General features: G+C 72.1%; 26 protein-coding genes. 10 read left to right on the top strand and 16 right to left on the bottom strand.

Features of this window, described 5'->3' with window-relative positions:
- Positions 1-81: 81 nt before the first annotated feature.
- Positions 82-1,731 carry a PucR family transcriptional regulator gene (locus ACRAKH_RS14305; protein ID WP_447009866.1) on the top strand — a complete coding sequence of 550 codons (1,650 nt, stop codon included), beginning with the start codon at positions 82-84 and terminating at the stop codon, positions 1,729-1,731.
- Positions 1,732-1,735: 4 nt separating this feature from the next.
- Here the strand turns inward: ACRAKH_RS14305 and ACRAKH_RS14300 are convergent, their stop codons facing one another.
- The 3 genes from ACRAKH_RS14300 to ACRAKH_RS14290 all read right to left on the bottom strand — a co-directional run bounded on the left by ACRAKH_RS14300 (position 1,736) and on the right by ACRAKH_RS14290 (position 3,855).
- A complete protein-coding gene (locus tag ACRAKH_RS14300; RefSeq protein ID WP_380727980.1) occupies positions 1,736-2,191 on the bottom strand; it encodes a hypothetical protein in 456 nt (151 codons plus the stop codon).
- 222 nt (positions 2,192-2,413) lie between these two features.
- Entirely contained in the window at positions 2,414-3,340 is a 927-nt protein-coding gene (locus tag ACRAKH_RS14295) for a S1 family peptidase (RefSeq protein ID WP_380727978.1), read from the bottom strand.
- Positions 3,301-3,855 (bottom strand): S1 family peptidase, encoded by a 555-nt coding sequence (locus ACRAKH_RS14290; protein WP_380727976.1) that lies wholly within the window; start codon positions 3,853-3,855, stop codon positions 3,301-3,303. Before ACRAKH_RS14290 ends, ACRAKH_RS14295 begins: the two co-directional genes overlap by 40 nt.
- A gap of 91 nt (positions 3,856-3,946) precedes the next feature.
- Between ACRAKH_RS14290 and ACRAKH_RS14285 the strand changes: the two genes are divergently transcribed.
- A complete protein-coding gene (locus ACRAKH_RS14285; protein WP_380727974.1) occupies positions 3,947-4,108 on the top strand; it encodes a hypothetical protein in 162 nt (53 codons plus the stop codon).
- A 10-nt stretch (positions 4,109-4,118) separates the two neighbouring features.
- Here the strand turns inward: ACRAKH_RS14285 and ACRAKH_RS14280 are convergent, their stop codons facing one another.
- Positions 4,119-5,093, bottom strand: coding sequence for a LysR family transcriptional regulator (locus ACRAKH_RS14280; protein WP_380727972.1), 975 nt, complete (start codon positions 5,091-5,093; stop codon positions 4,119-4,121).
- A 354-nt stretch (positions 5,094-5,447) separates the two neighbouring features.
- Here ACRAKH_RS14280 and ACRAKH_RS14275 point away from each other — a divergent pair, with 354 nt between their 5' ends.
- The 7 genes from ACRAKH_RS14275 to ACRAKH_RS14245 all read left to right on the top strand — a co-directional run bounded on the left by ACRAKH_RS14275 (position 5,448) and on the right by ACRAKH_RS14245 (position 11,781).
- A complete protein-coding gene (locus ACRAKH_RS14275) occupies positions 5,448-6,950 on the top strand; it encodes an NCS1 family nucleobase:cation symporter-1 (protein ID WP_380727970.1) in 1,503 nt (500 codons plus the stop codon).
- Positions 6,947-7,789 carry a nitrilase-related carbon-nitrogen hydrolase gene (locus ACRAKH_RS14270; protein ID WP_380727968.1) on the top strand — a complete coding sequence of 281 codons (843 nt, stop codon included), beginning with the start codon at positions 6,947-6,949 and terminating at the stop codon, positions 7,787-7,789. The genes ACRAKH_RS14275 and ACRAKH_RS14270 overlap by 4 nt, the downstream gene beginning before the upstream one ends.
- On the top strand, positions 7,786-9,171 hold the full coding sequence (hydA, locus tag ACRAKH_RS14265) for a dihydropyrimidinase (RefSeq protein WP_380727966.1): 1,386 nt from the start codon (positions 7,786-7,788) through the stop codon (positions 9,169-9,171). Before ACRAKH_RS14270 ends, hydA begins: the two co-directional genes overlap by 4 nt.
- A gap of 8 nt (positions 9,172-9,179) precedes the next feature.
- Positions 9,180-10,172, top strand: a complete 993-nt coding sequence (locus ACRAKH_RS14260; protein WP_380727964.1) for a TIGR03842 family LLM class F420-dependent oxidoreductase — start codon at positions 9,180-9,182, stop codon at positions 10,170-10,172.
- A gap of 150 nt (positions 10,173-10,322) precedes the next feature.
- Positions 10,323-10,781, top strand: a complete 459-nt coding sequence (locus tag ACRAKH_RS14255; protein WP_380727962.1) for a hypothetical protein — start codon at positions 10,323-10,325, stop codon at positions 10,779-10,781.
- Between the two features lie 89 nt (positions 10,782-10,870).
- Entirely contained in the window at positions 10,871-11,389 is a 519-nt protein-coding gene (locus ACRAKH_RS14250) for a DUF4240 domain-containing protein (RefSeq protein ID WP_380727960.1), read from the top strand.
- Between the two features lie 17 nt (positions 11,390-11,406).
- Entirely contained in the window at positions 11,407-11,781 is a 375-nt protein-coding gene (locus ACRAKH_RS14245) for a PH domain-containing protein (RefSeq protein WP_380727958.1), read from the top strand.
- Positions 11,782-11,904: 123 nt separating this feature from the next.
- Here the strand turns inward: ACRAKH_RS14245 and ACRAKH_RS14240 are convergent, their stop codons facing one another.
- The 7 genes from ACRAKH_RS14240 to thrS all read right to left on the bottom strand — a co-directional run bounded on the left by ACRAKH_RS14240 (position 11,905) and on the right by thrS (position 19,232).
- Positions 11,905-12,882 (bottom strand): NUDIX hydrolase, encoded by a 978-nt coding sequence (locus ACRAKH_RS14240; RefSeq protein ID WP_447009865.1) that lies wholly within the window; start codon positions 12,880-12,882, stop codon positions 11,905-11,907.
- Positions 12,879-14,000, bottom strand: a complete 1,122-nt coding sequence (locus tag ACRAKH_RS14235; RefSeq protein WP_380729387.1) for a glycosyltransferase family 4 protein — start codon at positions 13,998-14,000, stop codon at positions 12,879-12,881. The genes ACRAKH_RS14240 and ACRAKH_RS14235 overlap by 4 nt, the downstream gene beginning before the upstream one ends.
- Positions 13,997-14,929: a phosphatidylinositol mannoside acyltransferase gene (locus ACRAKH_RS14230; RefSeq protein WP_380729389.1), complete on the bottom strand. Its 933-nt coding sequence runs from the start codon at positions 14,927-14,929 to the stop codon at positions 13,997-13,999. The genes ACRAKH_RS14235 and ACRAKH_RS14230 overlap by 4 nt, the downstream gene beginning before the upstream one ends.
- Positions 14,930-14,992: 63 nt before the next feature.
- Complete coding sequence (gene pgsA, locus ACRAKH_RS14225; RefSeq protein WP_380729391.1) at positions 14,993-15,601, bottom strand: phosphatidylinositol phosphate synthase; 609 nt, start codon at positions 15,599-15,601, stop codon at positions 14,993-14,995.
- A 60-nt stretch (positions 15,602-15,661) separates the two neighbouring features.
- The gene (locus ACRAKH_RS14220) at positions 15,662-16,501 is read right to left on the bottom strand and encodes a helix-turn-helix domain-containing protein (RefSeq protein WP_380729392.1); all 840 of its coding nucleotides are present in this window, start codon (positions 16,499-16,501) and stop codon (positions 15,662-15,664) included.
- Positions 16,502-16,641: 140 nt separating this feature from the next.
- Positions 16,642-17,187: an HIT family protein gene (locus ACRAKH_RS14215; protein WP_380729394.1), complete on the bottom strand. Its 546-nt coding sequence runs from the start codon at positions 17,185-17,187 to the stop codon at positions 16,642-16,644.
- A complete protein-coding gene (thrS, locus tag ACRAKH_RS14210; RefSeq protein WP_380729397.1) occupies positions 17,184-19,232 on the bottom strand; it encodes a threonine--tRNA ligase in 2,049 nt (682 codons plus the stop codon). Before thrS ends, ACRAKH_RS14215 begins: the two co-directional genes overlap by 4 nt.
- Before the next feature lie 260 nt (positions 19,233-19,492).
- Here thrS and ACRAKH_RS14205 point away from each other — a divergent pair, with 260 nt between their 5' ends.
- Positions 19,493-20,152 (top strand): hypothetical protein, encoded by a 660-nt coding sequence (locus tag ACRAKH_RS14205; protein WP_447009864.1) that lies wholly within the window; start codon positions 19,493-19,495, stop codon positions 20,150-20,152.
- Positions 20,153-20,193: 41 nt separating this feature from the next.
- On the opposite strand, the gene ACRAKH_RS14200 is transcribed toward ACRAKH_RS14205, so the two are convergent.
- The 5 genes from ACRAKH_RS14200 to ACRAKH_RS14180 are packed head-to-tail and all read right to left on the bottom strand — an operon-like array spanning position 20,194 to position 25,149.
- A complete protein-coding gene (locus ACRAKH_RS14200; RefSeq protein ID WP_380721529.1) occupies positions 20,194-20,892 on the bottom strand; it encodes a FadR/GntR family transcriptional regulator in 699 nt (232 codons plus the stop codon).
- Entirely contained in the window at positions 20,892-21,659 is a 768-nt protein-coding gene (locus ACRAKH_RS14195) for a 3-oxoacyl-ACP reductase (protein WP_380721527.1), read from the bottom strand. The genes ACRAKH_RS14200 and ACRAKH_RS14195 overlap by 1 nt, the downstream gene beginning before the upstream one ends.
- A gap of 43 nt (positions 21,660-21,702) precedes the next feature.
- A complete protein-coding gene (locus tag ACRAKH_RS14190) occupies positions 21,703-23,061 on the bottom strand; it encodes an aldehyde dehydrogenase family protein (RefSeq protein ID WP_380721524.1) in 1,359 nt (452 codons plus the stop codon).
- Entirely contained in the window at positions 23,058-23,828 is a 771-nt protein-coding gene (locus tag ACRAKH_RS14185; protein ID WP_380721521.1) for a gamma-glutamyl-gamma-aminobutyrate hydrolase family protein, read from the bottom strand. The genes ACRAKH_RS14190 and ACRAKH_RS14185 overlap by 4 nt, the downstream gene beginning before the upstream one ends.
- Entirely contained in the window at positions 23,809-25,149 is a 1,341-nt protein-coding gene (locus ACRAKH_RS14180; RefSeq protein ID WP_380721518.1) for a glutamine synthetase family protein, read from the bottom strand. Before ACRAKH_RS14180 ends, ACRAKH_RS14185 begins: the two co-directional genes overlap by 20 nt.
- Positions 25,150-25,268 lie beyond the last annotated feature (119 nt).

The following is a 25,268-nucleotide window of genomic DNA, read 5'->3' as shown; positions in this document are numbered from 1 at the left end:
CCCAGGAGTCTGGTCGGCGTCGCCCCGCCCCGCCATGCACAACCTGTACCGCTTTCCGGCTCCGCGCATTACGTTGTGTCCATGTACCCCACGGTCGCGGAAGCGCTCGCCCTGCCCGTGGTCCGGCGCGGGGAGCCCACGGTCGTCGCCGGCGCGGCCGGGATGGGCCGGCGGGTGCGCTGGGTCCACGTCGCCGAGGTGGCCGACATCGCGCACCTGCTGCGCGGCGGCGAACTGGTGCTGACCACCGGGATCGCGCTGCCCGACGACCCGGACGGGCTGCGGCGGTACGTCGCCGACCTGGCGTCCGTCGGGGCGTCCGGGCTGGTCGTCGAGCTGGTGCGGCGGTGGAGCGACCAGGTGCCCGGCGCGCTCGTGGCCGCCGCCGAGCAGCACGGCCTGCCGCTCGTCACACTCGCGCGGGAGACCCGGTTCGTGTCCGTGACCGAGGCCGTCGTGTCGCTGATCGTGGACGCCCAGCTCGCCGAGCTCCGGGCGGCCGAGCAGGTGCACGAGGCGTTCACCGCGCTCACCGTGGCCGGCGCCGAGCCCGCCGAGGTGCTGCGCGAGGTGGCCCGGACCGCCGGGCTGCCCGTGGTGCTGGAGACGCTGGGGCACGAGGTGCTCGCCTACGACGCGGCGGGACAGGACCCGACCGCGCTGCTCGCCGACTGGGGGCAGCGGTCACGGGCGGTCGCCGTGTCGGAGCGGACGGCCTACCACGCGCAGGCGGGCTGGCTGGTGACGGTGGTCGGGGCGCGGGGCGCGGACTGGGGCCGGCTCGTCATGGTCTCCCCCGACCCGCCGCCGCACCGGCACGTCGTGGTCGCCGAACGCGCGGCGTCCGCGCTCGCCGTGCACCGGCTCGTGGCGCGGGACCGCGAGTCGCTGGAGCGGCAGACCCACCGGACGCTGCTCACCCAGCTGCTCGGGCAGCCGCCGCACGACCTGCCGACGCGGGCCGCGGCGCTCGGCGTGCCGCTGGAACGGCGGCAGCTCGTCGGTGTCGCGATCCGCCCCGGCACGGCCGCCGCGCCCGCGCAGGCGCTGGCGTCGCAGGAGGTGTTGCGCGACCTCGCCGAGGCGACGGCGTTGGCGGCCCGTCGCGTCACCGTGCCCGCGCTGGTCGGCGTCGTGGACGACACGAGCGTGCGGGCGTTGCTGTCGCTGCCGCCGCAGGCCGCGCTGGACGGCGTGCTGCGCCGGCTCGCGCGGGAGGTGCACCGGCGGGCGGCGGCGACGCAGCACGCGCTGCCCGTGGTGGTGGCGGTGGGGACGACGGTGACGGCGCTGCCGGACGTGCGGCGGTCGTTGGGCGAGGCGGCGCACGTGGCCGGCGCGGCGCTGCGGTCGCCCGGAACGGGGCTGTACCACCGGCTGGACGACGTGCGGCTGCGCGGGCTGCTGCACCTGCTGCGCGACGACGAGCGGGTGCTGGCGTTCGCGGACCGGGAGCTGGGGCCGCTGCTGGCGCGGGACGGCAACCAGGGCAGCCGGCTGGTGGAGCTGCTGCGGTGCTTCTGCGAGCACGGCGGCAACAAGTCCGCCGCGGCGGCGGCCGCGCACCTCTCGCGAACCGCGTACTACCAGCAGTTGAGCCGGATCGAGCAGGTGCTCGGGGTGTCCTTGGAGGACCCGGAGTCGGTGCTCTCGCTGTACGTGGCGCTGCTCGTGCAGGAGATGGGCGAGCGGGACCCTCAGCTGCCCCGCCCGCCCACTCCGGCGACCTAGTCGATCAGCCCAGCGCCGGCAGCTGGCCCAGACCCGGCAGGGTCGGAGCGCCCGGCAGGGTGGGAGCACCGGGCAGGGCGGGGGCGCCCGGCAGGGACGGCACGCCCGGCACCTGCGGGGCGGGCGTCAGGCTGCGGGCCTTGGCCGCGAGGACGTCGCCCAGCATGGGCAGCCCCGGCTTGGCCGGCGCCTTCAGCGCGGCGGGCGCGGCGACCTCCGGCGCCTCGACCACGGGTGCGGCGACCGGCATCGGGGCGGGCAGCTTCACGGCCTGGCCCTCGACGATTTCGGTGACGGGCTTGGCGGACTCGACACCCACCTCGGGCGCGTGGCCGATCGTGCCGTCCACGATGTCGGTGGGCGCTTCCACGGCGTTCGCGGCGGACGCGAGCAGCGGCGAGGCGCCGACGGCGAGCAGGGCGGCGGCACGCAGAAGTCCGCGCGTGCGGTTTCCGGACACGGTTTTCCTAACCTGGTTGGGGACCTGCAAGTGACCCCTATGGCATCGGCCCGAACCACACCTTCCCTGAGCCGCTCGATCAGGTGACTGACTCTCCGTGCGGCCGCCCCACTCGATCGAGTACGACCGCCGCACCACCGAGTGATCGAACCGGTGACCCGTCGCGAGGCCGTGTCGTGGGAGACGCGACACGGACCCGCGACGGTTCCGATCCCCCGGTGGCTAGGGGTTCGTGACGCCCAGCGTGTAGCCGCCGGACCCGCTGTAGGCGTGGACGCGGTAGCGGTAGTAGCCGGGCGTGCCGTTGTAGTTGACGGTCTCGTTCGCGCCGGGGCTGTCGCCCTTGGCCACGACGGCCCAGGCGCTGCCGTTCCACTTCTGGAGGTAGAGGTCGAAGTCGGCGCCGCTCGGCCCGACCAGGCAGCCGACGTGCGCGCCGGACACCGTGGACTGGTAGTAGCTGTTGTTCGGCTGGTACGCCTGCCCGCCCGCGGCCAGCGAACCGGTGTGCGTGGTCTCGGAGCCCTGGCAGCCGGTCGGCGGGTTCGGGTCGCCGCCGCCGGACGTGACCAGGGTGAGGCCGTAGGTCTGCAGGATCTCGTTGACCGGCTGGAAGTACGTGGTGCCGCCGGTGCGGCAGTTGCCCGACCCGCCGGACGTCACGCCCTGGGCCTGCGTGCCGGCGAGCAGGGAGCCGCCCGAGTCGCCGGGCTCCGCGCACACCGTGGTCTGGATGAGGCCGCTGACGGTGCCCTGCGGGTAGCTGACCGACGAGTTGCGGGCCTGGATCGTGCCGCAGTGCCAGCCGGTGGTGGAGCCGGAGCGGCACACCGCCGCACCGACGGGCGCGTCCTGCGAGCCCGAGACGGCCACCGTGCCGCCGGAGTAGTTGTTGACCAGCCCGCGCGGGGTGTTGCCCGCCGCGACCTGCACCCACGCGTAGTCGTTGCCGGGGAAGCTGGAGCCGCGGAACGTGCCGCTCGGGTTCGAGGTGGACGCGCCGGTCGCGCCGCAGTGCCCGGCGGTGACGAACCCGCCGGTCACGGAGAAGCCGACCGAGCAGCGCGTGCCGCTGCCGATGGTGTACGCGTTGCCGCCGATCACGTCGATCAGCGGTCGGGGCGACTCGGTGGTGGCGACGTACCGCACGGCCGCGGCGGCGACGCCGGACGACGCGACGAACGCGCGTGCGGCGGCGGGCTCGCCGGGCTGTGCTTGACCACCACGGTGTTGGTGGGCAGGTCGACGTACCAGCCGGGGACGGACCGGGGCGCCTTGGTCGCGTTGGCGTCCAAGGCGGACTTCACCGCGTCGAGGTCGGCCTCGCTGCGCTGGACGAGCTTCACCCGCACCCCGCGGTCCACATCGGACGGACGGGTGACGCCGACGGTGAGCGTGCCGGAGGAGTCGATCCAGGCGCCGCCGAACCGGGTGTCGAGCCGCTTGCGCAAGCCGTGCGCGGTGGCGGCGGCGCGTTCGTCGGACGCCAAGCGGGCGCGCGCCTGGTCGGCGTCCAGCCCGAGGTCTCGTTGGATGGCGGCCAGGACCTCCGCGCCCTGGTCGGCCGGCGCGGCCTGGGCGGTCGGGGACAGGGTCCCGGCCGCGACGAGGGCCGCGGCGAGCGCCAACGGTCTCCACAGAGCCGGTTTCCACGGTGCTGACATGGGGTTCTCCTCGAAGGAGGCAGGGATGCCCCGTGAAAGTAGGTCCGCCGGCCCGGTCGCGGTAATACCGGTTGGGTCATAAGAACCAGTGATGGCCACCGCGCTGCGGGGCAACCGGGTGCGGATCGGCGACAACCGCGGCGGGGTCAACGGCTGGACCGGCCGGGACCGGGTGTTCGGGCTGTGCGTGGAGGTCGAGGGCGTGCGGCGGCCGAACGTCGCCGGCAAACCGCGCGGTCCGGCCGACGCGTGAGCCCCGGTGGTCAGACCGCGGCGTGGTGCGGCACGGTGCCGTACTCGGGGTGCGCCGGCAGCCAGGCCGCGTAGCGCGGGTTGCGCTCGGCGGTCTCCCGGTAGGCCTCGGCGGCGTACCGCAGCACCTGCGGGCCGAACGCGGCGGCCGGTCCCTCCGGGTTCCAGCCGATCAGGTGCCGCCACCGCAGCGGCGCGCCCGCCAGCGGCATCGCGACCAGGCCCGGCGTGCGGCGGAACGTGGGCTGGCACAGCGCCACCGCGTCGCCGGACGCGGCCAGGTCGATGCAGCTGTTGATGTCGACCTCGTACATGGTGCGCGGGGTGAAGCCGGCTCGGCTGCACGCGGCCACGAAGCAGTCGCCGAAGCAGCCGTCGCCGGGCGTCACCGCCCACTGCGCGTCGTGCAGCGCACCCAGCTCCACCTCGTCGAGCAGCGTGAACGGGTGGTCTTCGGGCAGCAGCACGAACACCGGGTCGACCGCGATCACGTTCCAGGTCAGCCCGTGCTCGGACGGCGGCGGCGCGTCGCCGCACACGCCGACGAGCACGTAGTCGAGCCGGCCCGCGGCGACCATGGCGGACAGCTCGGTGCCGGACCAGGACACCTGGGTGGAGACGTGCGCGCCGGGGTGCGCCTCGGTCAGCCGGTGCACGAGCCCGCCGAGCATCGGCCCGTTGACGGCGCCGACGCGGTACCGGTCGCCGGGCACGTTGTCGTCCGCCAGGCGCAGGGCGTCCTCCTGCAGGCGGGAGAACGCGGGCAGCAGCACGCGGGCCCGTTCCAGCACGAGTTCGCCCAGCGCGGTGGCGCGGGCGCCCTTGTGGTCGCGCTCGAACAGCTTGCCGCCGAGCAGCGCTTCGATCCGGTGCAGCTGGGCCGTGAGGGCGGGTTGCGCCAGGCCTAAGAGGGAGGACGCCTTCGACAGGCTGCCCGCGTCCGCGATCGCGCAGACGACCCGCAGGTGCCGCAGTTCGAGCTTCATCCGACCGACGGTAGGACACCGTTCCCGACCAGTCGACAGTTCGCCGGACATCACCCGGAAGCGTCGCGTTCCACCGCGCTTCTCCGGCCCGTCACCGCTACGCACGGTCAGGAAGGTCGACCACTCTTCGTGAGAACCTCGCGTGAGCGCGCCGGCGGCGGTCGCACGTCGCCGCACTGTGGCAGGCCTGCGCATCCCTCGGCCGGCAATCGACAGAGTGTTCCCTGATCATGGCAAGCGTGGACACTTTGCCACTGCCCAACGCGCGCGGGCCGACCGGAGGATGCCGGGATGGAAATCGCGCCGAAGCGCCCGCAGCTAGGGTGTTTCACGAGCGTAACAGGGAAGTGACCGATGGCCCTTGACTCCGCAACCCAGGTCACAGCCGACCCCGACGGCCGCGTCGAACTGCGGGACCACACCGCGATCGCGGACAGCCCGCACTACAACCGGGACCTCGCGCCGGTGCCGTTGGAGGAGCGCACCTGGTCCACGTACAACTTCTTCGCGCTGTGGATGGGCATGGCGCACAACATCCCCAGCTACACGCTCGCCGCGTCCCTGGTGGCGCTGGGGATGGACTGGGTGCAGGCGTTCCTGACCATCACGCTCGGCAACCTGATCGTGCTCGTCCCGATGCTGCTCAACAGCCACGCGGGCACGAAGTACGGCATCCCGTTCCCGGTGTTCGCGCGGGCGTTCTACGGCATCCGGGGCGCGAACCTGGTGGCGTTGCTGAGGGCGTTCATCGCGTGCGCGTGGTTCGGCATCCAGACGTGGGTGGGCGGCAAGGCGCTGCACGTGATCGTGGGTCGGCTGGCGGGCGACGGGTGGGTCGACGCGCCGGTCGTGCTGGGGCAGGTCTGGACGCTCTGGCTGTGCTTCCTGGCGTTCTGGGTGGTGCAGATGCTGATCATCTGGCGCGGGATGGAGGCGATCCGCCGGTTCGAGAACTGGACCGCGCCGCTGGTCAGCGTCGGCTTCCTGGTCCTGCTGGGGTACGTGGCGGTGAAGGCGGGCGGGTTCGGCCCGATCCTGTCCGAGCCGTCGAAGCTCGGCTGGGGCGCCGACTTCTGGAAGGTGTTCTTCCCGTCGCTGATGGGCATGATCGCGTTCTGGTCGACGCTGTCGCTGAACATGCCGGACTTCACCCGGTTCGGCGGCAGCCAGCGCAAGCAGGCGATCGGGCAGCTCCTCGGCCTGCCGACCACCATGTCGTTCATCGCCATCGTGGCCATCCTGACGACGTCCGGCGCGATGGCGCTGTACGGCGAGGCGATCTGGGACCCGGCGGAGCTGGCCAGCCGGTTCGACAGCACCGCCGTGGTGCTCGTGGCGCTGGTGGCGCTGGTGCTGGCGACGGTGTCCGCGAACCTCGCGGCGAACGTGGTGAGCCCGTCGTACGACTTCTCGAACGCGTTCCCGAAGAAGATCACGTTCGCGGTGGGCGGCCTGATCACCGGCGTGATCGGCATCGTGATCCAGCCGTGGCGGCTGATCTCCGACCCCGGCATCTACATCTTCGCGTGGCTGGGCTTCTACGGCGGCCTGCTGGCGTCCGTCGCGGGTGTGTTCATCGCCGGCTACTGGATGCTGGCCAAGACCCGGCTCGCGCTGCCCGACCTGTACCTGGCCGGCCGGGGCGCGTACTGGTTCAAGGCCGGTTGGAACTGGCGGGCGGTCGCGGCGACGCTCGTGGGCTCGGTGCTCGCGGTGGGCGGCGCGTACAACGGGCCGTTCCCGGCCGACGGCCTGATCCCGTTCCTCAAACCGCTCTACGACTACAACTGGGTCGTCGGCCTGGTCGGCGGCATGCTCGTCTACCTGGCGCTGGCGCCACGGAGGGAGAAGGCGTGAGCAACATCGTCCGAGCAGGTCTGGTGCAGCAGAAGTGGACCGGCGACAAGGAGTCGATGATCGCGAACGCGGTCGAGGCGGTCCGGTCGGCGGCGTCGCAGGGCGCGCAGGTCGTGTGCCTGCAGGAGTTGTTCTACGGGCCGTACTTCTGCCAGGTGCAGGACGCGGACTACTACTCCTACACCGAGGGCATCCCCGACGGCCCGACCACCGAGCTGATGTGCGAGCTGGCCGAGCAGCTGGGTGTCGTGCTCGTCGTGCCGATGTACGAGGAGGAGCAGCCGGGGGTGTACTACAACACCGCGGCGGTGATCGACGCGGACGGCACGTACCTCGGCAAGCACCGCAAGAACCACATCCCGCAGGTGAAGGGGTTCTGGGAGAAGTTCTACTTCAAGCCCGGCAACCTCGGCTACCCGGTGTTCGACACCGCCGTGGGCAAGGTGGGCGTCTACATCTGCTACGAGCGGCACTTCCCGGAGGGCTGGCGGGCGCTCGGGCTGAACGGCGCGCAGATCGTGTTCAACCCGTCGGCGACCAGCCGCGGCCTGTCGGAGTACCTGTGGCGGCTGGAGCAGACGTCGGCGGCCGTGGCGAACGAGTACTACGTCGGCACGATCAACCGCGTCGGCGTGGAGCCGTTGGGCGACAACGAGTTCTACGGCCAGTCGTACTTCGCCGACCCGCGCGGCCAGCTCGTCGGCGAGGCGGCCTCCGACACGGAGGAGGAGGTCGTGGTCCGCGACCTCGACATGGACCTGCTGGCCGAGGTGCGCAACCTGTGGCAGTTCTACCGCGACCGGCGTCCCGACACGTACGAGGGGTTGGTGCGGCCGTGAGCACGCTGATCAAGGGCGGCACGGTCGTCAACGCGACCGGCGCCGTCACCGCCGACGTGCTGGTGGACGGCGAGAAGATCGCCGCGCTGCTGGCGCCGGGCTTCCCGGTGGCGGCGGACGACACGATCGACGCGACGGGCAAGTACGTCATCCCCGGCGGCATCGACGCGCACACCCACATGGAGATGCCGTTCGGCGGCACGTTCTCCGCCGACAGCTTCGAGACCGGCACCATCGCGGCGGCGTGGGGCGGCACGACCACGATCATCGACTTCGCCGTGCAGGCCAAGGGCACGTCGCTGCTGTCCACACTGGACAAGTGGCACGGCAAGGCGGACGGCAACTGCGCCGTCGACTACGGCTTCCACATGATCGTCTCCGACGTCAACGACACGTCGTTGAAGGAGATGGAGTCGTGCATCGGCGCGGGCGTGAACACGTTCAAGATGTTCATGGCCTACCCCGGCGTCTTCTACGCCACCGACGGCGAGATCCTGCGCGCGATGCAGAAGGCGCGGGAGACCGGCGCGACGATCATGATGCACGCGGAGAACGGCATCGCGATCGACCAGCTGGTGGCGCAGGCGCTGGCCCAGGGCCGCACGGACCCGGTCGAGCACGGCCTGACCAGGCCCGCCGAGCTGGAGGGCGAGGCGACGTCACGCGCCATCACGCTGGCCAAGGTCACCGGGTCGCCGCTGTACATCGTGCACCTGTCCGCCGCGCAGGCGTTGGACGCGGTGACGAAGGCCCGCGACACCGGGCAGAACGTGTTCGCCGAGACGTGCCCGCAGTACCTGTACCTGTCGCTGGAGGACCTGGCCAAGCCGGACTTCGAGGGCTCGAAGTACGTCGCCTCTCCCCCGCTGCGGCCCAAGGAGCACCAGTCGGAGCTGTGGCGCGGCCTGCGCACCAACGACCTGTCGGTGGTGTCGACGGACCACTGCCCGTTCTGCTTCAAGGACCAGAAGGAGCTGGGCCGGGGCGACTTCTCCAAGATCCCCAACGGGATGCCGGGCGTGGAGCACCGGATGGACCTGCTGCACCAGGGCGTGGTCGCCGGCGAGATCGGCCTGGAGCGGTGGGTGGAGATCTGCTCGACCACGCCCGCGCGCATGTTCGGCCTGCACCCGCGCAAGGGCGTCATCGCGCCCGGCGCCGACGCGGACGTCGTGGTGTACGACCCTTCGGCGACGCAGGTCATCTCGGCCGCCACGCACCACATGAACGTCGACTACTCGGCGTACGAGGGCATGGAGATCACCGGCAAGGTCGACACGGTGCTCTCGCGCGGCCGGGTCGTCGTGGACTCCGGCGGTTTCCACGGGTCGACCGGGCACGGCCGGTTCCTGTCCCGCGAGCTGAACCAGTACCTGGTGTAGGAGGCGCAGTGGACTTCGGTGTTGTGCTCCAGACCGACCCGCCCGCGCGGGACGTGGTGTCCGGGATGAAGGCCGCCGAGGACAACGGGTTCCGGTACGGCTGGACGTTCGACTCGTGCGTGCTGTGGCAGGAGCCGTTCGTCATCTACTCGCAGGTGCTCGCGGCAACGGAACAGCTGGTCGTGGGTCCGATGGTGACCAACCCCAGCACCCGGGACTGGTCGGTCACCGCGTCGCTGTTCGCGACGTTGAACGACATGTTCGGCAACCGCACGGTGTGCGGCATCGGGCGCGGCGACTCGGCCCGGCGGGTCATCGGGCAGAAGCCCGCGACGCTCGCCACCCTGGGCCAGGCCATGACGGTGATCAAGGAACTGGCCGAGGGGCGCGAGGTGGAGCACCACGGCACACCGGTGCGCATCCCGTGGGTCCGGGACGGCAAGCTGGAGGTGTGGATGGCCGCGTACGGGCCCAAGGCGTTGAGGATGGTCGGCGAGCAGGCGGACGGGTTCATCCTCCAGACCGCGGACCCGGACATCGCGCGGTGGACGATCGGGTCGGTGCGGGAGGCGGCCGCGGCGGCGGGCCGTGACCCGTCGGCCATCACGATGTGCGTGGCCGCGCCCGCGTACGTCGGCACGGACCTGCCGCACCAGCGGGACCAGCTGCGGTGGTTCGGCGGGATGGTGGGCAACCACGTGGCCGACCTCGTGGCGCGGTACGGCGAGTCGGGCGTGGTGCCCAAGGCGCTGACCGACTACATCAAGGACCGCGCGGGCTACGACTACTCGCACCACGGCAAGGCGGGCAACCGGTCGACGGACTTCGTGCCGGACTCCATCGTGGACCGGTTCTGCCTGGTCGGCCCGGCGTCCGCGCACGTCGACCGGTTGCAGGAGCTGCGGGAGATCGGCGTGGACAACTTCGCGCTGTACCTGATGCACGACGACAAGGACAAGACGCTCGCGTCCTACGGCAACGAGGTGATCGGCCGGGTGTGACGGTGCCCCGGGCGTGCGGGTGACCGGTGTGGGAACCGGTCGAGGTCCGCATGCCCGGGTGTACCGGTGATTTGCCTCGATCGGGGGGTGGTGTGCTGGGATGGTCCGCGGTCTTCCGCGAAGATCAACGAAGAAGAGGGGGACTCTTCCATGCGCTTGGCACTGGGCGTCGCGGTTCTCGGGCTGTCCGCCGGGCTGGTGACCGGCTGCGGTGGTGACGGCGGTGGGCAGAACGCGTCACCGGCGACGACGACCAGGTCGGCGACCTCGCAGGCGACGTCGGAGGCCACGTCGGGGGCGACCTCGAAGGCGGCGGAGAAGCCGGAGGCGAAGGGCCTGGACGGGACGTGGGAGCCGATCAACGACAGTCCGATCGCCACGCTCACCATCACCGGCGCGACCGCGGAGACGACCGGTGGCCTCGCCTGCCCCGGCGCCATCGCCGACGCCGACTCGGCCAAGCCGGTCCTCACCCTGAACTGCGCCACGCCGAACGAGGACCGCAAGCGCGGCACGGTGGAGCTGAAGCCGGACGGGTCGGCGCTCGTCATCACCTGGGACGGGTCGTCCTGGGGCGGTGTGATCGACAGCTTCAAGCGGGCCGGCTGACCTCACCGCGCGCGGGCTGACCTCACCGCGCGCCGGCCCGGCCCGGCGCGCGGCCCGGAATTGTCGGACCTCGTTGCTAGCGTCGCCGCATGACTTCTCCGACCGCTGCGGAAGAGGCCCGTTTCTGGGCGATGCTGGAAGACGCGTGGACCGGGCTCGGCCCCGGTCCCAACGAGGTGCGGCGCGCGTTGGCGAAGCGCGACGTGTCCGCGGAGGTCACCGAGGAGGCCGCCGAGCTGGAGGAGCACCTCGACCACGTGCTCCGGTCGTTGGCACGGGTGTGCGAGGGACTGTCCTCCGAGGAACTGATCGCCCTGGACCGGGTGGTCGAGCGCAAGCTGTACGAGATCGACCGGGCCGACGTCCAAGCGGTCACGGACGGCTCGGACGACGGCTTCCTCTACGCCCGCGGCTTCATCCTGGGCCTGGGGCAGGAGTTCTACGAGGCCGTGGCCCGCGATCCCCGGGTGGCCGTGGAGGACGCCTGGTGCGAGGACTTCTGCTACTTCTTCGCCGACGTGCACGAGGAGCGGTTCGGGGTTCACCCGGAGACGGGGTCGGGGATCTCCCGGGAATCGGTCTCGAACCAGGCGGGCTGGCCGGAGTAGCGGGTACCGTCGAATTCGTGATCGACTTCGAGAAGCAGTCCGTCTTCAAGCTCGCGCCGTGCCGCCCGGAGGACATCGCGTCGCAGGTGTCGCCGATCCTGATCCAGGGTGAGCGCATCGTGTCGTGCTTCAAGACGGTGCGGGATTTCGTGGTGTTCACCGACAAGCGGGTGATCGCGGTGAACGTCCAGGGCATGACCGGCCGCAAGAAGGACTTCACCTCGCTGCCGTACAGCCGGGTGCAGGCGTTCTCGATCGAGACCGCGGGCACGTTCGACATGGACGCCGAGCTGGACCTGTGGTTCAGCGGCCTGGGTCACGTGCGGCTGGAGTTCAAGGGCCACGCCGACGTGCGGCTGCTGGGGCAGATGATCGCGACGTTCATCCTGTAGCGGACCACCGGGCAGTCGCGCAGTCGGCCGGGTGGACCTGGCCGGGTCGCGGAACACCGGCGGTTGTGACGGGCGCGGACGCGCGGGTCGGCCGTGACTCGGGGCTCGCGTCGGGCGCGGTGGTCACCTCAGCGAACGGGTGGCGCCGTCCCAGTCGTCGAGCGCGCTCGGCAGCACCTCGGCCAACTGCACCGGGTACACGGTGGCGTCGGTCGTGGCCAGCTCCTCCGCCGACCACCACCGGTGCCGGCGGATGGTCTGCCGCTCGATGTCGTTGAACCGCGAGGTGTCCACCTCGCCCCCGTCGACCCGGCCCACGAAGAACCACTCGACGGCCGCGTAGCTCAACCCGTCGAACGCGAACACGGCGTGCCGCCGCCACAGCGGCCCCACCAGGTCGTCGGCGGACAGCTCGACGCCCGTCTCCTCGAACACCTCCCGCACCGCCGCCGCCCGCAGGTCCTCCCCCGGCTCGACGCCGCCGCCGACGGTGAACCAGAACAGCTCGTCGGGTCGGGTCGGGTCGAAGCCCTCGAACAGCAGCACACGGTTCGCGGCGTCCAGCAGCACGACCCGCGCCGACACCCGCTGGGTCAACGCGGACGCCTCGACCTCGGCGCCGGGCTCGGCGATCTCGAAGTACGACGGCGTCGGCGCGGTGCCGGCCAGCCGCAGCCACCGCACGGACCGCCGTTGCCGCAACGCCAACGTGTCGCGCACGGCGTCGTTGTGCACCCGCCGGGCCAGCACGACCCGCTGCTCGGCGTCGGACAGCTCCGCCGCGAGCGCGGGCGCGAGCACCGACCGGTCGAGGCCTTCCAGCAACGCGCTCAACCGGTTCTCGGCCGCCTCGCGGTCGGCGCGCGAGGCCCGTTCCGCCCGGTCCGCCGCCGCGGTCAGCTCGGCCCGGCCGCACACCGCGGCCACGGCCCGCGTCACGACCGCCCGCCGCGCCAGCGCCGCGTCCAGCGCCGCCCACGCCGCGTCCGTGCGCACGTGCAGCCGGTCGAGCCGGTTCGCCGTGCCGAGCGTCCACGGCCCGACCAGCACCGCCAGACCCAGCAGCACCAGGAACGTCGTCGCGACGCCGGAACTGGTCACGCCTCACCCACCCGGCGCGGGTCGGCCGCCATCGCGCTCTCGTAGACGCGCAGCACCTGCGCCGCCACCACCGACCAGTCGAACATCATCACCCGCTGCCGCGCCGCCTCCACGTAGTCCGCGCGCCGCACCGGGTCGGTCAGCAGGTCCCGCAACGCCGCGGCCAACGCCGCCGAGTCGCCGACCGGCGTCAGCACGCCCGCCTTGCCGTCGTCCAGCACGCGCCGGAACGCGTCGAGGTCGCTCGCCACCACCGCCGTGCCCGCCGACATCGCCTCGGTGAGGATGATCCCGAAGCTCTCGCCGCCGGTGTTGGGCGCGCAGTAGACGTCCACGCTGCGCAGCGCGCGCGCCTTGGTCTCGTCGTCCACCATGCCGAGGAACACCATCCGGGACGCCAGCTCCGGCCCCGCCTGCTTGCGCAGCTCGTCCTCGTCACCGCGCCCGACGATCAGCAGCCGCGCGTCCGGCAGGTCCAGCACGCGGAACGCGTCCAGCAGCACCGGCATGCCCTTGCGCGGCTCGGTGAACCGGCCGACGAACCCGACCGTGCCGCCGTCGCGCGGGTAGTCGGGCAGCGGCGCCGCGTGGGCGAAGAAGCCGACGTCCACGCCGTTGGGGATCTCCACCGCGTCACCGCCCAGGTGCTCGACCTGGACCCGTCGGGCGAGCGCGGACACCGCGATGCGAGCGGTGATCTTCTCCAGGAACGGCTGGAGCACCGCCTGGAACGCCGAGAGCATCTTCGAGCGCGGCGTGGACGTGTGGAACGTGGCCACGATCGGCCCGTCCGCCACCATCAGCGCCAACATCGACAACGACGGCGCGGTGGGCTCGTGCAGGTGCAGCACGTCGAAGTCGTGCTCCGCGATCCACCGCCGGACGCGCGTGAACGACACCGGCCCGAACGACAGCCGCGCCACCGACCCGTTGTACGGGATGCCGACCGCGCGGCCGGCGGACGTCACGAACTCCGGCACGGGCGTGTCGTCGTCGGCGGGCGCGAGCACCTCGACCTCGTGCCCGAGGCCGCGCAGGGCGTGCGCGAGGTCGACCACGTGCGCCTGCACGCCTCCGGGGACCTCGAAGGAGTACGGGCAGACGATCCCGACCTTCACACCGCGTCCCCTCGGCGGGCCAGCACCCGGCGCAGCGCCTTCTGCCTGCTCTCGGGCAGGTCCGCGAGCCACAACTGCTGCATCATGTGCCAGTCGGTGGGGTGCGCGGCGATGTCGGCGGCGAACACGTCGGCCATCTGCTGGGTCGCGGCGGGCACGCCGGCCGTGCCCGCGACGCGGATCGGCGGGTGCAGCCGGATGACCCACCCGTCCTCGGTGAACCACAGGCCGGCCGGGATCAGCGCCGCGCCGGTGGTCGCGGCCAGGTGCGCGGGGCCGGCGGGCATCATCGTGCGCTCGCCGAAGAACGTCACCGGCACACCGCCCGCGGTGAGGTCGCGGTCGGCGAGCAGGCACACGACCTTGTTGGCGCGCAGCCGATCCGCGAGCACCAGGGCCGGGTTGCGGTCGCCGCCGGTCAGCGGCACCACCTCGAAGCCGAGGCTCTCCCGGAAGGCGATGAACCGCTGGTACAGCGATTCGGGCTTGAGGCGTTCGGCGACCGTGGTGAACGTGCCGCAGTGCCCGACCAGCCAGACGCCCGCCATGTCCCAGTTCCCGCTGTGCGGCAGGGCGATCACCGCGCCGCGCCCCTCGGCCAGGGCCGCGTCCAGGTTCTCGACGCCGGTCATCGTCCGGTCGCACTCGGCGTAGGCGGCCTTCAGGTCGAGCGACGGCAGCCGGAACGCCTCCCGCCAGTACCGGGCGTACGACCGCACGGCCAGCCGGACCAGCTCGTCCAGCTCCGCCTCTCCCGCCTGCGGCACGACCCGGCGCAGGTTCGCCCGCAGCTGCCGGACGCCGCCACCGCCGCGCTTCGCGGCCCGGTCGGCGACCGCGTCGAACAGGGCGCGCGCCCACTTCTCCGGCAGGAGCCGCACCAGGCGCCAGCCCGCCGCGTAACCGAGGTCAGCCAGCCGTTCCTTCACGTCAGCCGTTCCCCCACGTCAGCCGTTCCTCCAGGTCAGGCGTCCCACCCGGTCGCGAGCCGCTCACGTCCCGAGCTCCTTCGCGGCGCGGCTCACGGCGAGGATGCGCTGCACCACCGTGATGGTCACCAGCGCCGCAAGCAGGTACAGCGCCACGGGCAGGACGTAGGGCACGCCGAGCCCGTGCAGGCCCACGCCGACCAGCGCGACGATGAACCGCTCGGCCCGTTCGGCGAGCCCGCCGTCGGCGGACAGCCCGGACGCCTCGGCGCGCGCCTTCACGTACGACGTGACCTGCGCGCCGACCAGCGACACCAGGGTCGCGGCGGCGAGGCCGTGCTCGTCCGCGCCGAACGCCCACCAGGCGATGGCGGCGAACAGCGCGCCGTCGGCGATGCGGTCGCAGCTGGCGTCGAGGACGGCGCCGAACTTCGTGCCGCCGCCCTGGGCCCGTGCCATCGCGCCGTCGATCAGGTCGAACAGCACGAACACGGTCACCAGGGCGGCGCCGGCGAACAGCTGCCCGCGCGGGATGAACCACAGGGACGCGGCGACGGAGCCGACGGTGCCCAGCACCGTGACGGCGTTCGGGGTGAGGCCGCGGCGCAGCAGCCACGCCCCGATCGGATCGGTGACGCGCGAAACCGACGCGCGGGCGAAGATGTTCAGCATGGGGTGGCGAGGCACCTACCGACGGGGACGAAGTGGTCCCCGGCAGCCTAACCGCCCAGCTCAGCCGAGCTTGCGGTGGTCCCTGGAGATCTGCTCCAGCAGGTCCTCCAGCTCCTCGCCGCGCACCGCGTGCCGTTCCAGCCTGCCGAACAGCGCCAGGTACTCGCGCACGTCGTGCGGGTCGGTGATGGTCGCGTTGCCGGTCAGCACGCTCAACGTCACCACGCGCTCGTCGTACACCTGGAACCCGTGCAACGCGACCATGTTCACGTCGACCGACCACGGCACGACGCCGAGCTGCACATTGGGTCTTCGGATGATCTGCGCGAGGTGGTCGATCTGGTCGCACATGAGGTCGGCGGACCCCATGCGCCAGCGCAGCGCGCTCTCGGCGAGCAGGAACACGAACCGCTTGTTGGGGTCGTCCATCCGCGCGCGGCGAGCACGCAGCGTGGCGATCGCGGTGTCCTGCTCGTGCGACGGCGTCGTGTTCAGCACGACGCGGAGGTAGTTCTCGCTCTGCAACAGCGCGGGCACACCCGCGTTCTGGAAGAAGCGGCTGGTGGTGGCGCGGGCCTCGATGCGGGCCACGGTCTGCTGGTGCCGGTGCGCCCCCCGGTGCAGCACCACGCGGCGGGTTTCCGCCTCCGCGTGCAGCTGGCGGGCCAACTCGACCAGCTCGACCCTGGTCTCCCTGGTCGCGGACAGCTCGGCGACCAGGCGCTCCACGTCGGTCACGGACGGGAGGAGCATGCCGTTCTCGATCTTCGACAGCTTGGACTGGCTCATCCCGGTGGCGCGCGCCGTGGCCGTTCCGGTCATCTTGGCCTCGGTGCGCAGCCTTCGTAACTCGCGCGAGAGCCGTTCTCGGGCCAGCCGCGAACGCTCAGGTGCGGTCATGCAACGCACGGTATCGACGCTCACCACTCTTGACGATCGGCCAGCAAGGTGTTGAGGGTCCCGCCGACGCCGGAGAGTAGTGATCTAGACCACGATCACGGCCATCTGCGGCGCACGTGCAGATGGCCGTGCATACGGGCTCAGCGACCGCCCCAGGCGTCGGACAGCAGCTGCCTCGTCTCGCCGAGCAACTGCGGCAGCACCTTGGTGTGGCCGATCACCGGCATGAAGTTGGCGTCGCCGCCCCAGCGCGGCACCACGTGCTGGTGCAGGTGCGCGGCGATGCCCGCGCCCGCCACGACGCCCTGGTTCATGCCGATGTTGAACCCGTGCGGGCTCGCCACGGCCCGGACCACCCGCATCGCCCGCTGCGTGAACGCGGCGAACTCGGCCACCTCGGCGTCCGTCAGGTCCGTGTAGTCCGGGACGTGCCGGTACGGCAGCACCATCAGGTGACCGGGGTTGTACGGGTACAGGTTGAGCACCGCGAACACGAGCTCGCCCCGCGCCACGATCAGGCCCTCGGCGTCGTCCAGCCCGATCACCCGGCAGAACGGGCAGCCCTCGGGCTCGTCGCCGACCGCCTTGCCCTCACCGCGCACGTACGAGAGGCGGTGCGGGGTCCAGAGGCGCTGCAACGCGTCCTGGACCCCCACACCGTCCTGCTCCTCGTACTGCTCGGTCACTGGACGAGTTCCGCCGTGGGCGAGGCGTTCTCGCGCCGCGCCACCCAGTCCACGATCGTCTCGACCGCGCGCTCCACCGACACGCCGTTGATCTGCGTGCCGTCGCGGAACCGGAACGACACCGCGCCCTGCTCCACGTCCTTGCCGCCGGCGAGCAGCATGAACGGCACCTTCTGCGTGGTGTGGTTGCGGATCTTCTTCTGCATCCGGTCGTCGGAGGCGTCCACCTCGACCCGGATGCCCTTGGCCTTGAGCTGCTTCGCGACCGCCAGCAGGTGGTCGACGTGCTCGTCGGCGATCGGGATGCCGACCACCTGCACGGGCGCCAGCCACGCCGGGAACGCGCCCGCGTAGTGCTCGGTCAGCACGCCGAAGAACCGCTCGATCGAGCCGAACAGCGCGCGGTGGATCATGACCGGGCGCTGCCGGGTGCCGTCCGGGCCGGTGTACTCCAGCTCGAACCGCTCGGGCAGGTTGAAGTCCACCTGGATGGTCGACATCTGCCAGGTGCGACCCAGCGCGTCCTTGGCCTGCACGGAGATCTTCGGCCCGTAGAACGCCGCGCCGCCCGGGTCGGGCACCAGGTCGAGCCCGGAGTCCTCGGCCGCGACGCGCAGCGCCTCGGTGGCCTGCTCCCACACCTCGTCGGAGCCGACGGACTTCTCCGGGTTGCGGGTCGACAGCTCCAGGTAGAAGTCGTCGAGGCCGTAGTCGCGCAGCAGCCCGAGCACGAAGGACAGCAGCGACTTCAGCTCGTCCTGGACCTGGTCGGGCGTGCAGAAGATGTGCGCGTCGTCCTGCGTCATGCCGCGCACGCGGGTCAGGCCGTGGATCACGCCGGACTTCTCGTACCGGTAGACCGAGCCGAACTCGAACATCCGCAGCGGCAGCTCGCGGTAGGACCGCCCGCGCGACTTGAAGATCAGGTCGTGGAACGGGCAGTTCATCGGCTTCAGGTAGTAGTCCTGGCCGGGCTTGCGCAGCTTGCCGTCGTCGTCGTACTCGGCGTCGAGGTGCATCGCCGGGTACATGCCGTCCTTGTACCAGTCGAGGTGGCCGGACGTCTCGAAGAGGTTGCCCTTGGTGATGTGCGGCGAGTAGACGAACTCGTAGTCCTCCTCGGCGTGCCGGGCGCGCGAGTAGTCCTCCATCGCCTTGCGGATGATGCCGCCCTTGGGGTGGAACACCGCCAGGCCGGAGCCGATCTCGTCCGGGAAGCTGAACAGGTCCAGCTCGACGCCGAGCTTGCGGTGGTCGCGCCGCTCGGCCTCGGCCAGCAGCTCCAGGTGCGCGTCCAGCGCCTCCTGCGACTCCCACGCGGTGCCGTAGATGCGCTGCAGCTGCGGGTTCTTCTCGTTGCCGCGCCAGTAGGCGGCGGCGACGCGGGTCAGCTTGAACGCCGGGATGTGCTTGGTCGTCGGCACGTGCGGGCCGCGGCACAGGTCGCCCCACACGCGCTCGCCGGAGCGCGGGTCGAGGTTGTCGTAGATCGTCAGCTCGCCGCCGCCGACCTCCATCACCTCGGCCGTGTCGACGTCGCTCTTGATGTCCACCAGTTCCAGCTTGAACGGCTCGGCGGCCAGCTCGGACTTCGCCGCGTCGACCGACTCGACCACGCGGCGGTTGAACCGCTGCGCGCCCTTGATGATCGACTTCATGCGCTTCTCCAGCGCCTGGAGGTCCTCGGGCGTGAACGGCTTGTCGACCTTGAAGTCGTAGTAGAAGCCGTCCTTGACCGGCGGGCCGATGCCCAGCTTGGCGTCGGGGAACTGCTGCTGCACGGCCTGCGCCAGCACGTGGGCCGCGGAGTGGCGGATGACGCTGCGGCCGTCCTCGGTGTCGGCGGCGACCGCTTCGACCTCGACGTCGACCTGCGGCGTCCACGACAGGTCGCGCAGGTGGCCCTCGGGGTCGCGCACGACCACGACGGCGTCCGAGCCCTTGCCCGGCAGCCCCGCCTCGCGCACCGCCGTCCCCGCGGTAGTCCCCGCCGGCACCACCACGCGCGGTGGGGCGAGAGCGGCTGCGGGACGTGGCTGGGACACGGTGACTCCTCGGATTGTGGTCGGTCCTGTGCCGGAGATGTTATCGGTGCTCACCGACTGGTTTTCGGGCGCACCGGATCGGCCGGCCGCCGACTCGCGGGGATCACCCGGTCGGGTCCGCTGCCGGGGCGGGGAGGACGTCCGCCGAGGTCACGCCGCGTGGCCACCGCGCTCACAGCTGACGTACAGCCGGCGATCAGGATCTCCTCAGGTAGGGGGCGCATGCTGGCCTCCACCAGCACCGGAGACCAGGAGTCGCGATGTCGGATCCGCACGAGCCGCCGCAGGGAAGTCCCCGTCCCCGGGCGGGCGGCACTCCCCCGCCGCCGACCGGGGAGCAGGCGGCCGGTCCACAGCCGTCCGTCGGCGACACCACTCCCATGCCGTCCCCGGCGCCCGACCCGTCCCCGGCCGCCACGACGCCGGCCGCGGGTCCGGCGTCCGATCCGGCCCAGTCGAGCGCCGGCCAGCCGGGCGCTGCCGAGCCGAGCGCGGTTCCGACCGACCCGGCACAGCCGACGGCAGCCGCCACCACGCCGGCCGGGGGCGCCACCACGCCGGCCGCCCAGCCTGCCGCGGCGGGCGGGTCTCATCAGGCGGTGCCGGGTGGGCCGCACGCCGCGTACTCCCCGCTCCCGCCGGGTCACGGTGGGTTGAAAATCCGGCGGGTCGCCGGGCACAAGGCCACCCAGCTGGTCGCGGTCGGTCTGCTCGGGCTCGTCCTGGGCGGCGGGATCGTGGCCCTCGCCGACCGCGACGACCACCGCAGGCACGGCGGCGGGTTCGACCGGCAGGGCCACTCTCGGTTCGACGAGCGCGGGGGCGGCCGGTTCGACGAGCGCGGAAAGGGCGGCGACCGGGGCGAGCGCCACCCCGGGGGTTGGCCCGGGCGCGGGCCGGAGCGCGACTTCGAGCGGTAGGCCGGACCGGGACGGGGAAGATCACCCGAGGCGGTGAACCGTCAGGTCAGGAAGCCGCGCAGCAGCAGGGCCGTGCCGTCGAGGTGCTCGGCCATCGCCCGCCGCGCGGCCTCCGCGTCACCGGCCAGGATGTGCGTGACGATCCGCTCGTGCTGCTCGTTCGAGTGCGCCAGGTTGGGCTGGAGGAGCGGTATCCGGTCGAGCAGGGCGTTCACCCTCATCCGGGCGTCGGCGACGGCCGCCGTGAGCGACGGCGACCCGGTCGCCTCGGCGATCGCCAGGTGCAGGCGCGAGTCCTTGCGCCGGTACTCGTCCAGCGACGCGTCACGGCACTCGACCAGCCGGGACAGCAGGTTCCGCCGCTCCACCGACCCCAGCGCGCGTCCCGCCGCGCACTCCACCGCGCCCGTCTCCACCGCCGCGCGCAACGTCATCGCGTCCGCCAGGTCCTCCGGGTCGACCCGGTGGTCCGGCGCGGGGACGGGCACGCGCTCCATCACGAACGTCCCGCCGTACCGGCCGCGCCGCGACTCGACGTACCCGGCGTCCTGCAACGACCTGATCGCCTCGCGCAACGTCACCCGGCTGACGCCCAGCCGGGTGGCGAGGTCCCGCTCGGCGGGCAGCCGCTCCCCCGGCCCCACGGCCCCGAGCCGGATGGCCTGCATGAGCCGTTCCACGGTCTCCTCGAACGCGTTGCCCGCCCGCACGGGGCGGAACAACGCGTCCTGCAACGGCATCACAGCGGTGTCACGTAGGCACCGGCGATGCCGCCGTCGACCAGGAAGTTCGACGCCGTGATGAACGACGAGTCGTCGCTGGCCAGGAACGCCACCGCGGCCGCGATCTCCTCCGGCTCGGCGAACCGGCCCAGCGGCACGTGCACCAGTCGCCGCGCGGCCCGCTCCGGGTCCTTCGCGAACAGCTCCCGCAGCAACGGCGTGTTCACCGGTCCGGGTGACAGGGCGTTGACCCGCACCCCCTGCCGGGCGAACTGGACGCCCAGCTCGCGGCTCATCGCCAGCACGCCGCCCTTGGACGCGGTGTAGGAGATCTGGGACGTCGCCGCGCCCATCGTCGCCACGAACGACGCCGTGTTGATCACCGAGCCGCGGCCGCGCTCCAGCATGTGCGGGATGGCGTGCTTGCAGCACAGGTACACCGAGGTCAGGTTGACCTTCTGCACCCGTTCCCACGCCTCGATGCCGGTGGTCAGGATCGAGTCGTCGTCGGGCGGCGAGATGCCCGCGTTGTTGAAGGCGACGTCGAGCGAGCCGTAGGTGTCCACAGTGGTCTGGAACAGGGCGGAGACCTGTTCCTCGTCGGTCACGTCGACCTGGGCGAACAGGCCGCCGACCTCGTCGGCCGCCGCCTTGCCCGCGTCACCGTCCACATCGGCCACGACGACCCGCGCGCCCTCGGACGCCAGCCGTCGGACCGAGGCGAGCCCGATGCCGCTGCCGCCGCCGGTCACCACGGCCACCCGGCCCTCAAGTCGCTGAACCATGTCTCTCCCAATCGATGTGCGCGTGCGGTCGTGCGCGGTGCGGTCAGTGGGCGATGAAGACGTTCTTGGTCTCGGTGAACGCGTCGAGCGCGTCCGGCCCGAGCTCGCGCCCCAGGCCGGACTGCTTGAACCCGCCGAACGGCGTCCAGTACCGCACCGACGAGTGGGAGTTCACCGAGAGGTTCCCGGCCTCCACGCCGCGGGACACGCGCAGCGCACGCCCCACGTCACGGGTCCAGATCGACCCGGACAGGCCGAACTCGCTGTCGTTGGCCAGGCGGACCGCGTCCTCCTCGTCGGTGAACGGCAGCACGGCCACCACGGGCCCGAAGATCTCCTCCACGGCGGCGCGGTCGCCGGGCGCGACGGGCGCGAGCACCGTGGGCGGGAACCAGAACCCCGCGCCCGACGGCGCCGAGCCGCGGAACGCCACCGGCGCGTCGGACGGCACGTAGGACGCGACCTTCTCCCGGTGCGCGGCGGAGATCAGCGGTCCCATCTCGGTCGCCTCGTCGCCCGGCGCGCCCACCACGACGCCCTTGACGGCCGGTTCCAGCAGCTCCATGAACCGGTCGTAGGCCGACGCCTGCACCAGGATGCGCGACCGGGCGCAGCAGTCCTGGCCCGCGTTGTCGAACACCCCGTACGGCGCGGTGGCCGCGGCCTGCTCCAGGTCGGCGTCGGCGAACACGATGTTGGCCGACTTGCCGCCCAGCTCCAGCGTCACCCGCTTGACCTGCTCGGCGCAGCCGGCCATGACCTGCTTGCCGACCCGCGTGGACCCGGTGAACACGACCTTGCGCACGGCGGGGTGCGTGACGAACCGCTGCCCCACCACCGGCCCGGCGCCCGGCAGCACCTGGAACACGCCCTCCGGGACACCGGCCTCCAGCGCGAGCTCGGCGAGCCGCAGCGCGGTCAGCGGCGTCAGCTCGGCCGGTTTGAGCACCACGGTGTTGCCCGCCGCCAGCGCGGGCGCGAAGCCCCACCCGGCGATCGGCATCGGGAAGTTCCACGGCACGATCACGCCGACCACGCCCACCGGCTCGTGGAAGGTCACGTTCAGCCCGCCCGGCACCGGGATCTGCCTGCCGAACAGGCGTTCCGGGGCGGCGGAGTAGTAGTGCAGCACGTCGCGGACGTTGCCCGCCTCCCAGCGCGCGTTGCCGATGGTGTGCCCGGAGTTCAGCACCTCCAGCGCGGCCAGCTCCTCCACCGCGCCGTCGACGGCGTCCGCGAACCGGCGCAGCAGCCGGGCCCGGTCGCCGGGCGCGACGGCACGCCACGCGGGCAGCGCCGCCCAGGCGCGGGCGATCGCCGCGTCGGTCTCCTCCAGCGAGGCCAGCGGCACCGACCGGACCACCTCCTCGGTGGCCGGGTTGATCACGTCGAACGTCGTCACTCCACACCCCTGTCCGCAACCGCGGTCCTGTCCGCTGCTGCCCTGTGTCCTGTGGCGGTGTCGCCCGTCGCGGCCCGCGTCGCGGCGACGAGCGCGGCGAACAAGCGGTCGTCCTCGGTGTCGGCCTCCGGGTGCGACTGCACGCCGAGCACGAACCGCGCGCCGGGCAGCTCCACGGCCTCCACGGTGCCGTCCGGCGCGCCCGCGACCACGCGCAGGCCGTCGCCGATGGTGTCCAACGCCTGGTGGTGGTGGCAGTGCACGGTGGTGGCCAGGCCGACGACCTCCGCCAGCCGCGAGCCGGGCGCGACCGCGACGCCGGTGTGCTGGAACACCCCGGGCGTCGGGTTGTGGCCGTCCACGTGCTGGACCAGCGTGCCGCCCAGCGCCACGTTGAGCAGCTGCATCCCCCGGCACACCGCGAGCAGCGGCAGGTCGAGTTTTAGTGCCGCTCGCGTGAGGCTCAGCTCGACCGCGTCCCGGTCGGGGCGGGCCGGTCCGGTGCGCGGGTCGCGCGGCCGCCCGTACAACGCCGGGTCGACGTCCGCGCCGCCCGCCAGCACCAGGCCGTCGAGGAACGCGATGGCGTCCGCGTCCCACTCGCCGACCGGCGGCAGCAGCACGGGGTTGCCGCCCGCCCGCACCACCGAGTCGAGGTAGTCGCGGTGCAGGACCGCCGCCTCCACGTCCCACACGCCGAACCGGGCGCGTTCGAGGTAGGTGCTGACGCCGATCAGCGGGCGTGCCCTAGAGCCGTTCGAAGCCACGGATGCGCTCCCAGTCCGTCACCGACGAGTCGAACGCGGCCAGTTCCACCCGGGCCGCGTTGAGGTAGTGCTCGACCACGTCCTGGCCGAACGCCTCGCGCGCCAGCTCGCTCCTCGCCAGCAGGGACGCGGCGTCGCGCAGCGTGGCGGGCACGGTCGGGCGGTCCGACCCGTAGGCGTTGCCGACGAACTCGTCCTCCAGCGGCAGCTCGTTCTCCACGCCGTGCAGGCCGGCCGCGATCAGCGCGGCGACGGCGAGGTACGGGTTCACGTCCGCGCCCGGCACCCGGTTCTCGAACCTGAGCGACTGCCCGTGCCCGACGACGCGCAGCGCGCACGTCCGGTTGTCCTTGCCCCAGGCCACCGCGGTCGGCGCGAAGCTGCCCCGCGCGAACCGCTTGTAGGAGTTGATGTTCGGCGCGAGGAAGTACGCCAGCTCTCGCAGCGCGGCGAGCTGGCCCGCCATGAAGTGCTCCATGAGCTTCGACATGCCGCGCCCTTCGGCGAACACCGGCTCGCCGTCCTCCGAGCGGAGGCTCAGGTGGATGTGGCACGAGCTGCCCTCGCGCTCGTTGTACTTCGCCATGAACGTCAGCGACTTGCCCTGCTGCGCCGCGATCTCCTTGGCGCCGGTCTTGTAGATGCTGTGGTTGTCACACGTCGCGAGCGCTTCGGTGTAGCGGAACGCGATCTCGTGCTGGCCGGGGTTGCACTCGCCCTTGGCCGACTCGACCACCATGCCCGCGCCCGCCATGTGGTTGCGGATGGCGCGCAGCAGCGGCTCGACGCGCGCGGTGCCGAGCAGGGAGTAGTCCACGTTGTACTGGTTGGCCGGGGTGAGGTCGCGGTAGCCGCGGTTCCAGGCGTCCTCGTAGGTCGTGTCGAAGACGATGAACTCGAGCTCGGTGCCGACGAACGCGCGCAGACCCCGTTCGGCGAGGCGGTCGAGCTGGCGCTTGAGGATCTGCCGCGGGGACACCACGACCGGCTCGCCGTCCTCCCAGACCAGGTCGCACATCACGAGCGCGGTGCCCTCGTGCCACGGCACGCGCCGCAGCGTGGACAGGTCGGGCCGCATGACGAAGTCGCCGTACCCGGTCTCCCACGACGACATGGCGTAGCCGTCGACGGTGTTCATCTCGACGTCCACGGCGAGCAGGTAGTTGCAGCCCTCGGCGGCGTGCGGCAGTACCTCGTCGACGAAGTAGCGGGCGGCGCAGCGCTTGCCCTGGAGGCGGCCCTGCATGTCGACGACCGCGACGAGCACCGTGTCGACCTCCCCGGCGTCCACGAGCACGCGCAACTCCTCGACGGCGAGCATCCGCGATACCTCCAAAGGTATGTCAGCGAGCCATTGGACAGCTCATCTTGACACCATCACATCAGCCACGCCACCCTCGCCACATCCTCCAAAGGAGCGCGACTGACCCATTAGGGAGC

It is taken from the genome of Saccharothrix hoggarensis (assembly GCF_052936025.1).
Note: the sequence above shows the minus strand (reverse complement) of the source record. Positions and strands in the feature narration are given on the sequence as shown.

What these genes read in the sequence shown, in the direction of transcription:
- ACRAKH_RS14305 (WP_447009866.1), top strand. Translation starts at nt 82, where the DNA reads ATGTACCCCACGGTCGCGGAAGCGCTCGCCCTGCCCGTGGTCCGGCGC.
- ACRAKH_RS14290 (WP_380727976.1), bottom strand. Translation starts at nt 3,855, where the DNA reads ATGTCAGCACCGTGGAAACCGGCTCTGTGGAGACCGTTGGCGCTCGCC.
- ACRAKH_RS14285 (WP_380727974.1), top strand. Translation starts at nt 3,947, where the DNA reads ATGGCCACCGCGCTGCGGGGCAACCGGGTGCGGATCGGCGACAACCGC.
- ACRAKH_RS14280 (WP_380727972.1), bottom strand. Translation starts at nt 5,093, where the DNA reads ATGAAGCTCGAACTGCGGCACCTGCGGGTCGTCTGCGCGATCGCGGAC.
- ACRAKH_RS14275 (WP_380727970.1), top strand. Translation starts at nt 5,448, where the DNA reads ATGGCCCTTGACTCCGCAACCCAGGTCACAGCCGACCCCGACGGCCGC.
- ACRAKH_RS14255 (WP_380727962.1), top strand. Translation starts at nt 10,323, where the DNA reads ATGCGCTTGGCACTGGGCGTCGCGGTTCTCGGGCTGTCCGCCGGGCTG.
- ACRAKH_RS14250 (WP_380727960.1), top strand. Translation starts at nt 10,871, where the DNA reads ATGACTTCTCCGACCGCTGCGGAAGAGGCCCGTTTCTGGGCGATGCTG.
- pgsA (WP_380729391.1), bottom strand. Translation starts at nt 15,601, where the DNA reads ATGCTGAACATCTTCGCCCGCGCGTCGGTTTCGCGCGTCACCGATCCG.
- ACRAKH_RS14220 (WP_380729392.1), bottom strand. Translation starts at nt 16,501, where the DNA reads ATGACCGCACCTGAGCGTTCGCGGCTGGCCCGAGAACGGCTCTCGCGC.
- ACRAKH_RS14205 (WP_447009864.1), top strand. Translation starts at nt 19,493, where the DNA reads ATGTCGGATCCGCACGAGCCGCCGCAGGGAAGTCCCCGTCCCCGGGCG.
- ACRAKH_RS14200 (WP_380721529.1), bottom strand. Translation starts at nt 20,892, where the DNA reads ATGCCGTTGCAGGACGCGTTGTTCCGCCCCGTGCGGGCGGGCAACGCG.
- ACRAKH_RS14195 (WP_380721527.1), bottom strand. Translation starts at nt 21,659, where the DNA reads ATGGTTCAGCGACTTGAGGGCCGGGTGGCCGTGGTGACCGGCGGCGGC.
- ACRAKH_RS14180 (WP_380721518.1), bottom strand. Translation starts at nt 25,149, where the DNA reads ATGCTCGCCGTCGAGGAGTTGCGCGTGCTCGTGGACGCCGGGGAGGTC.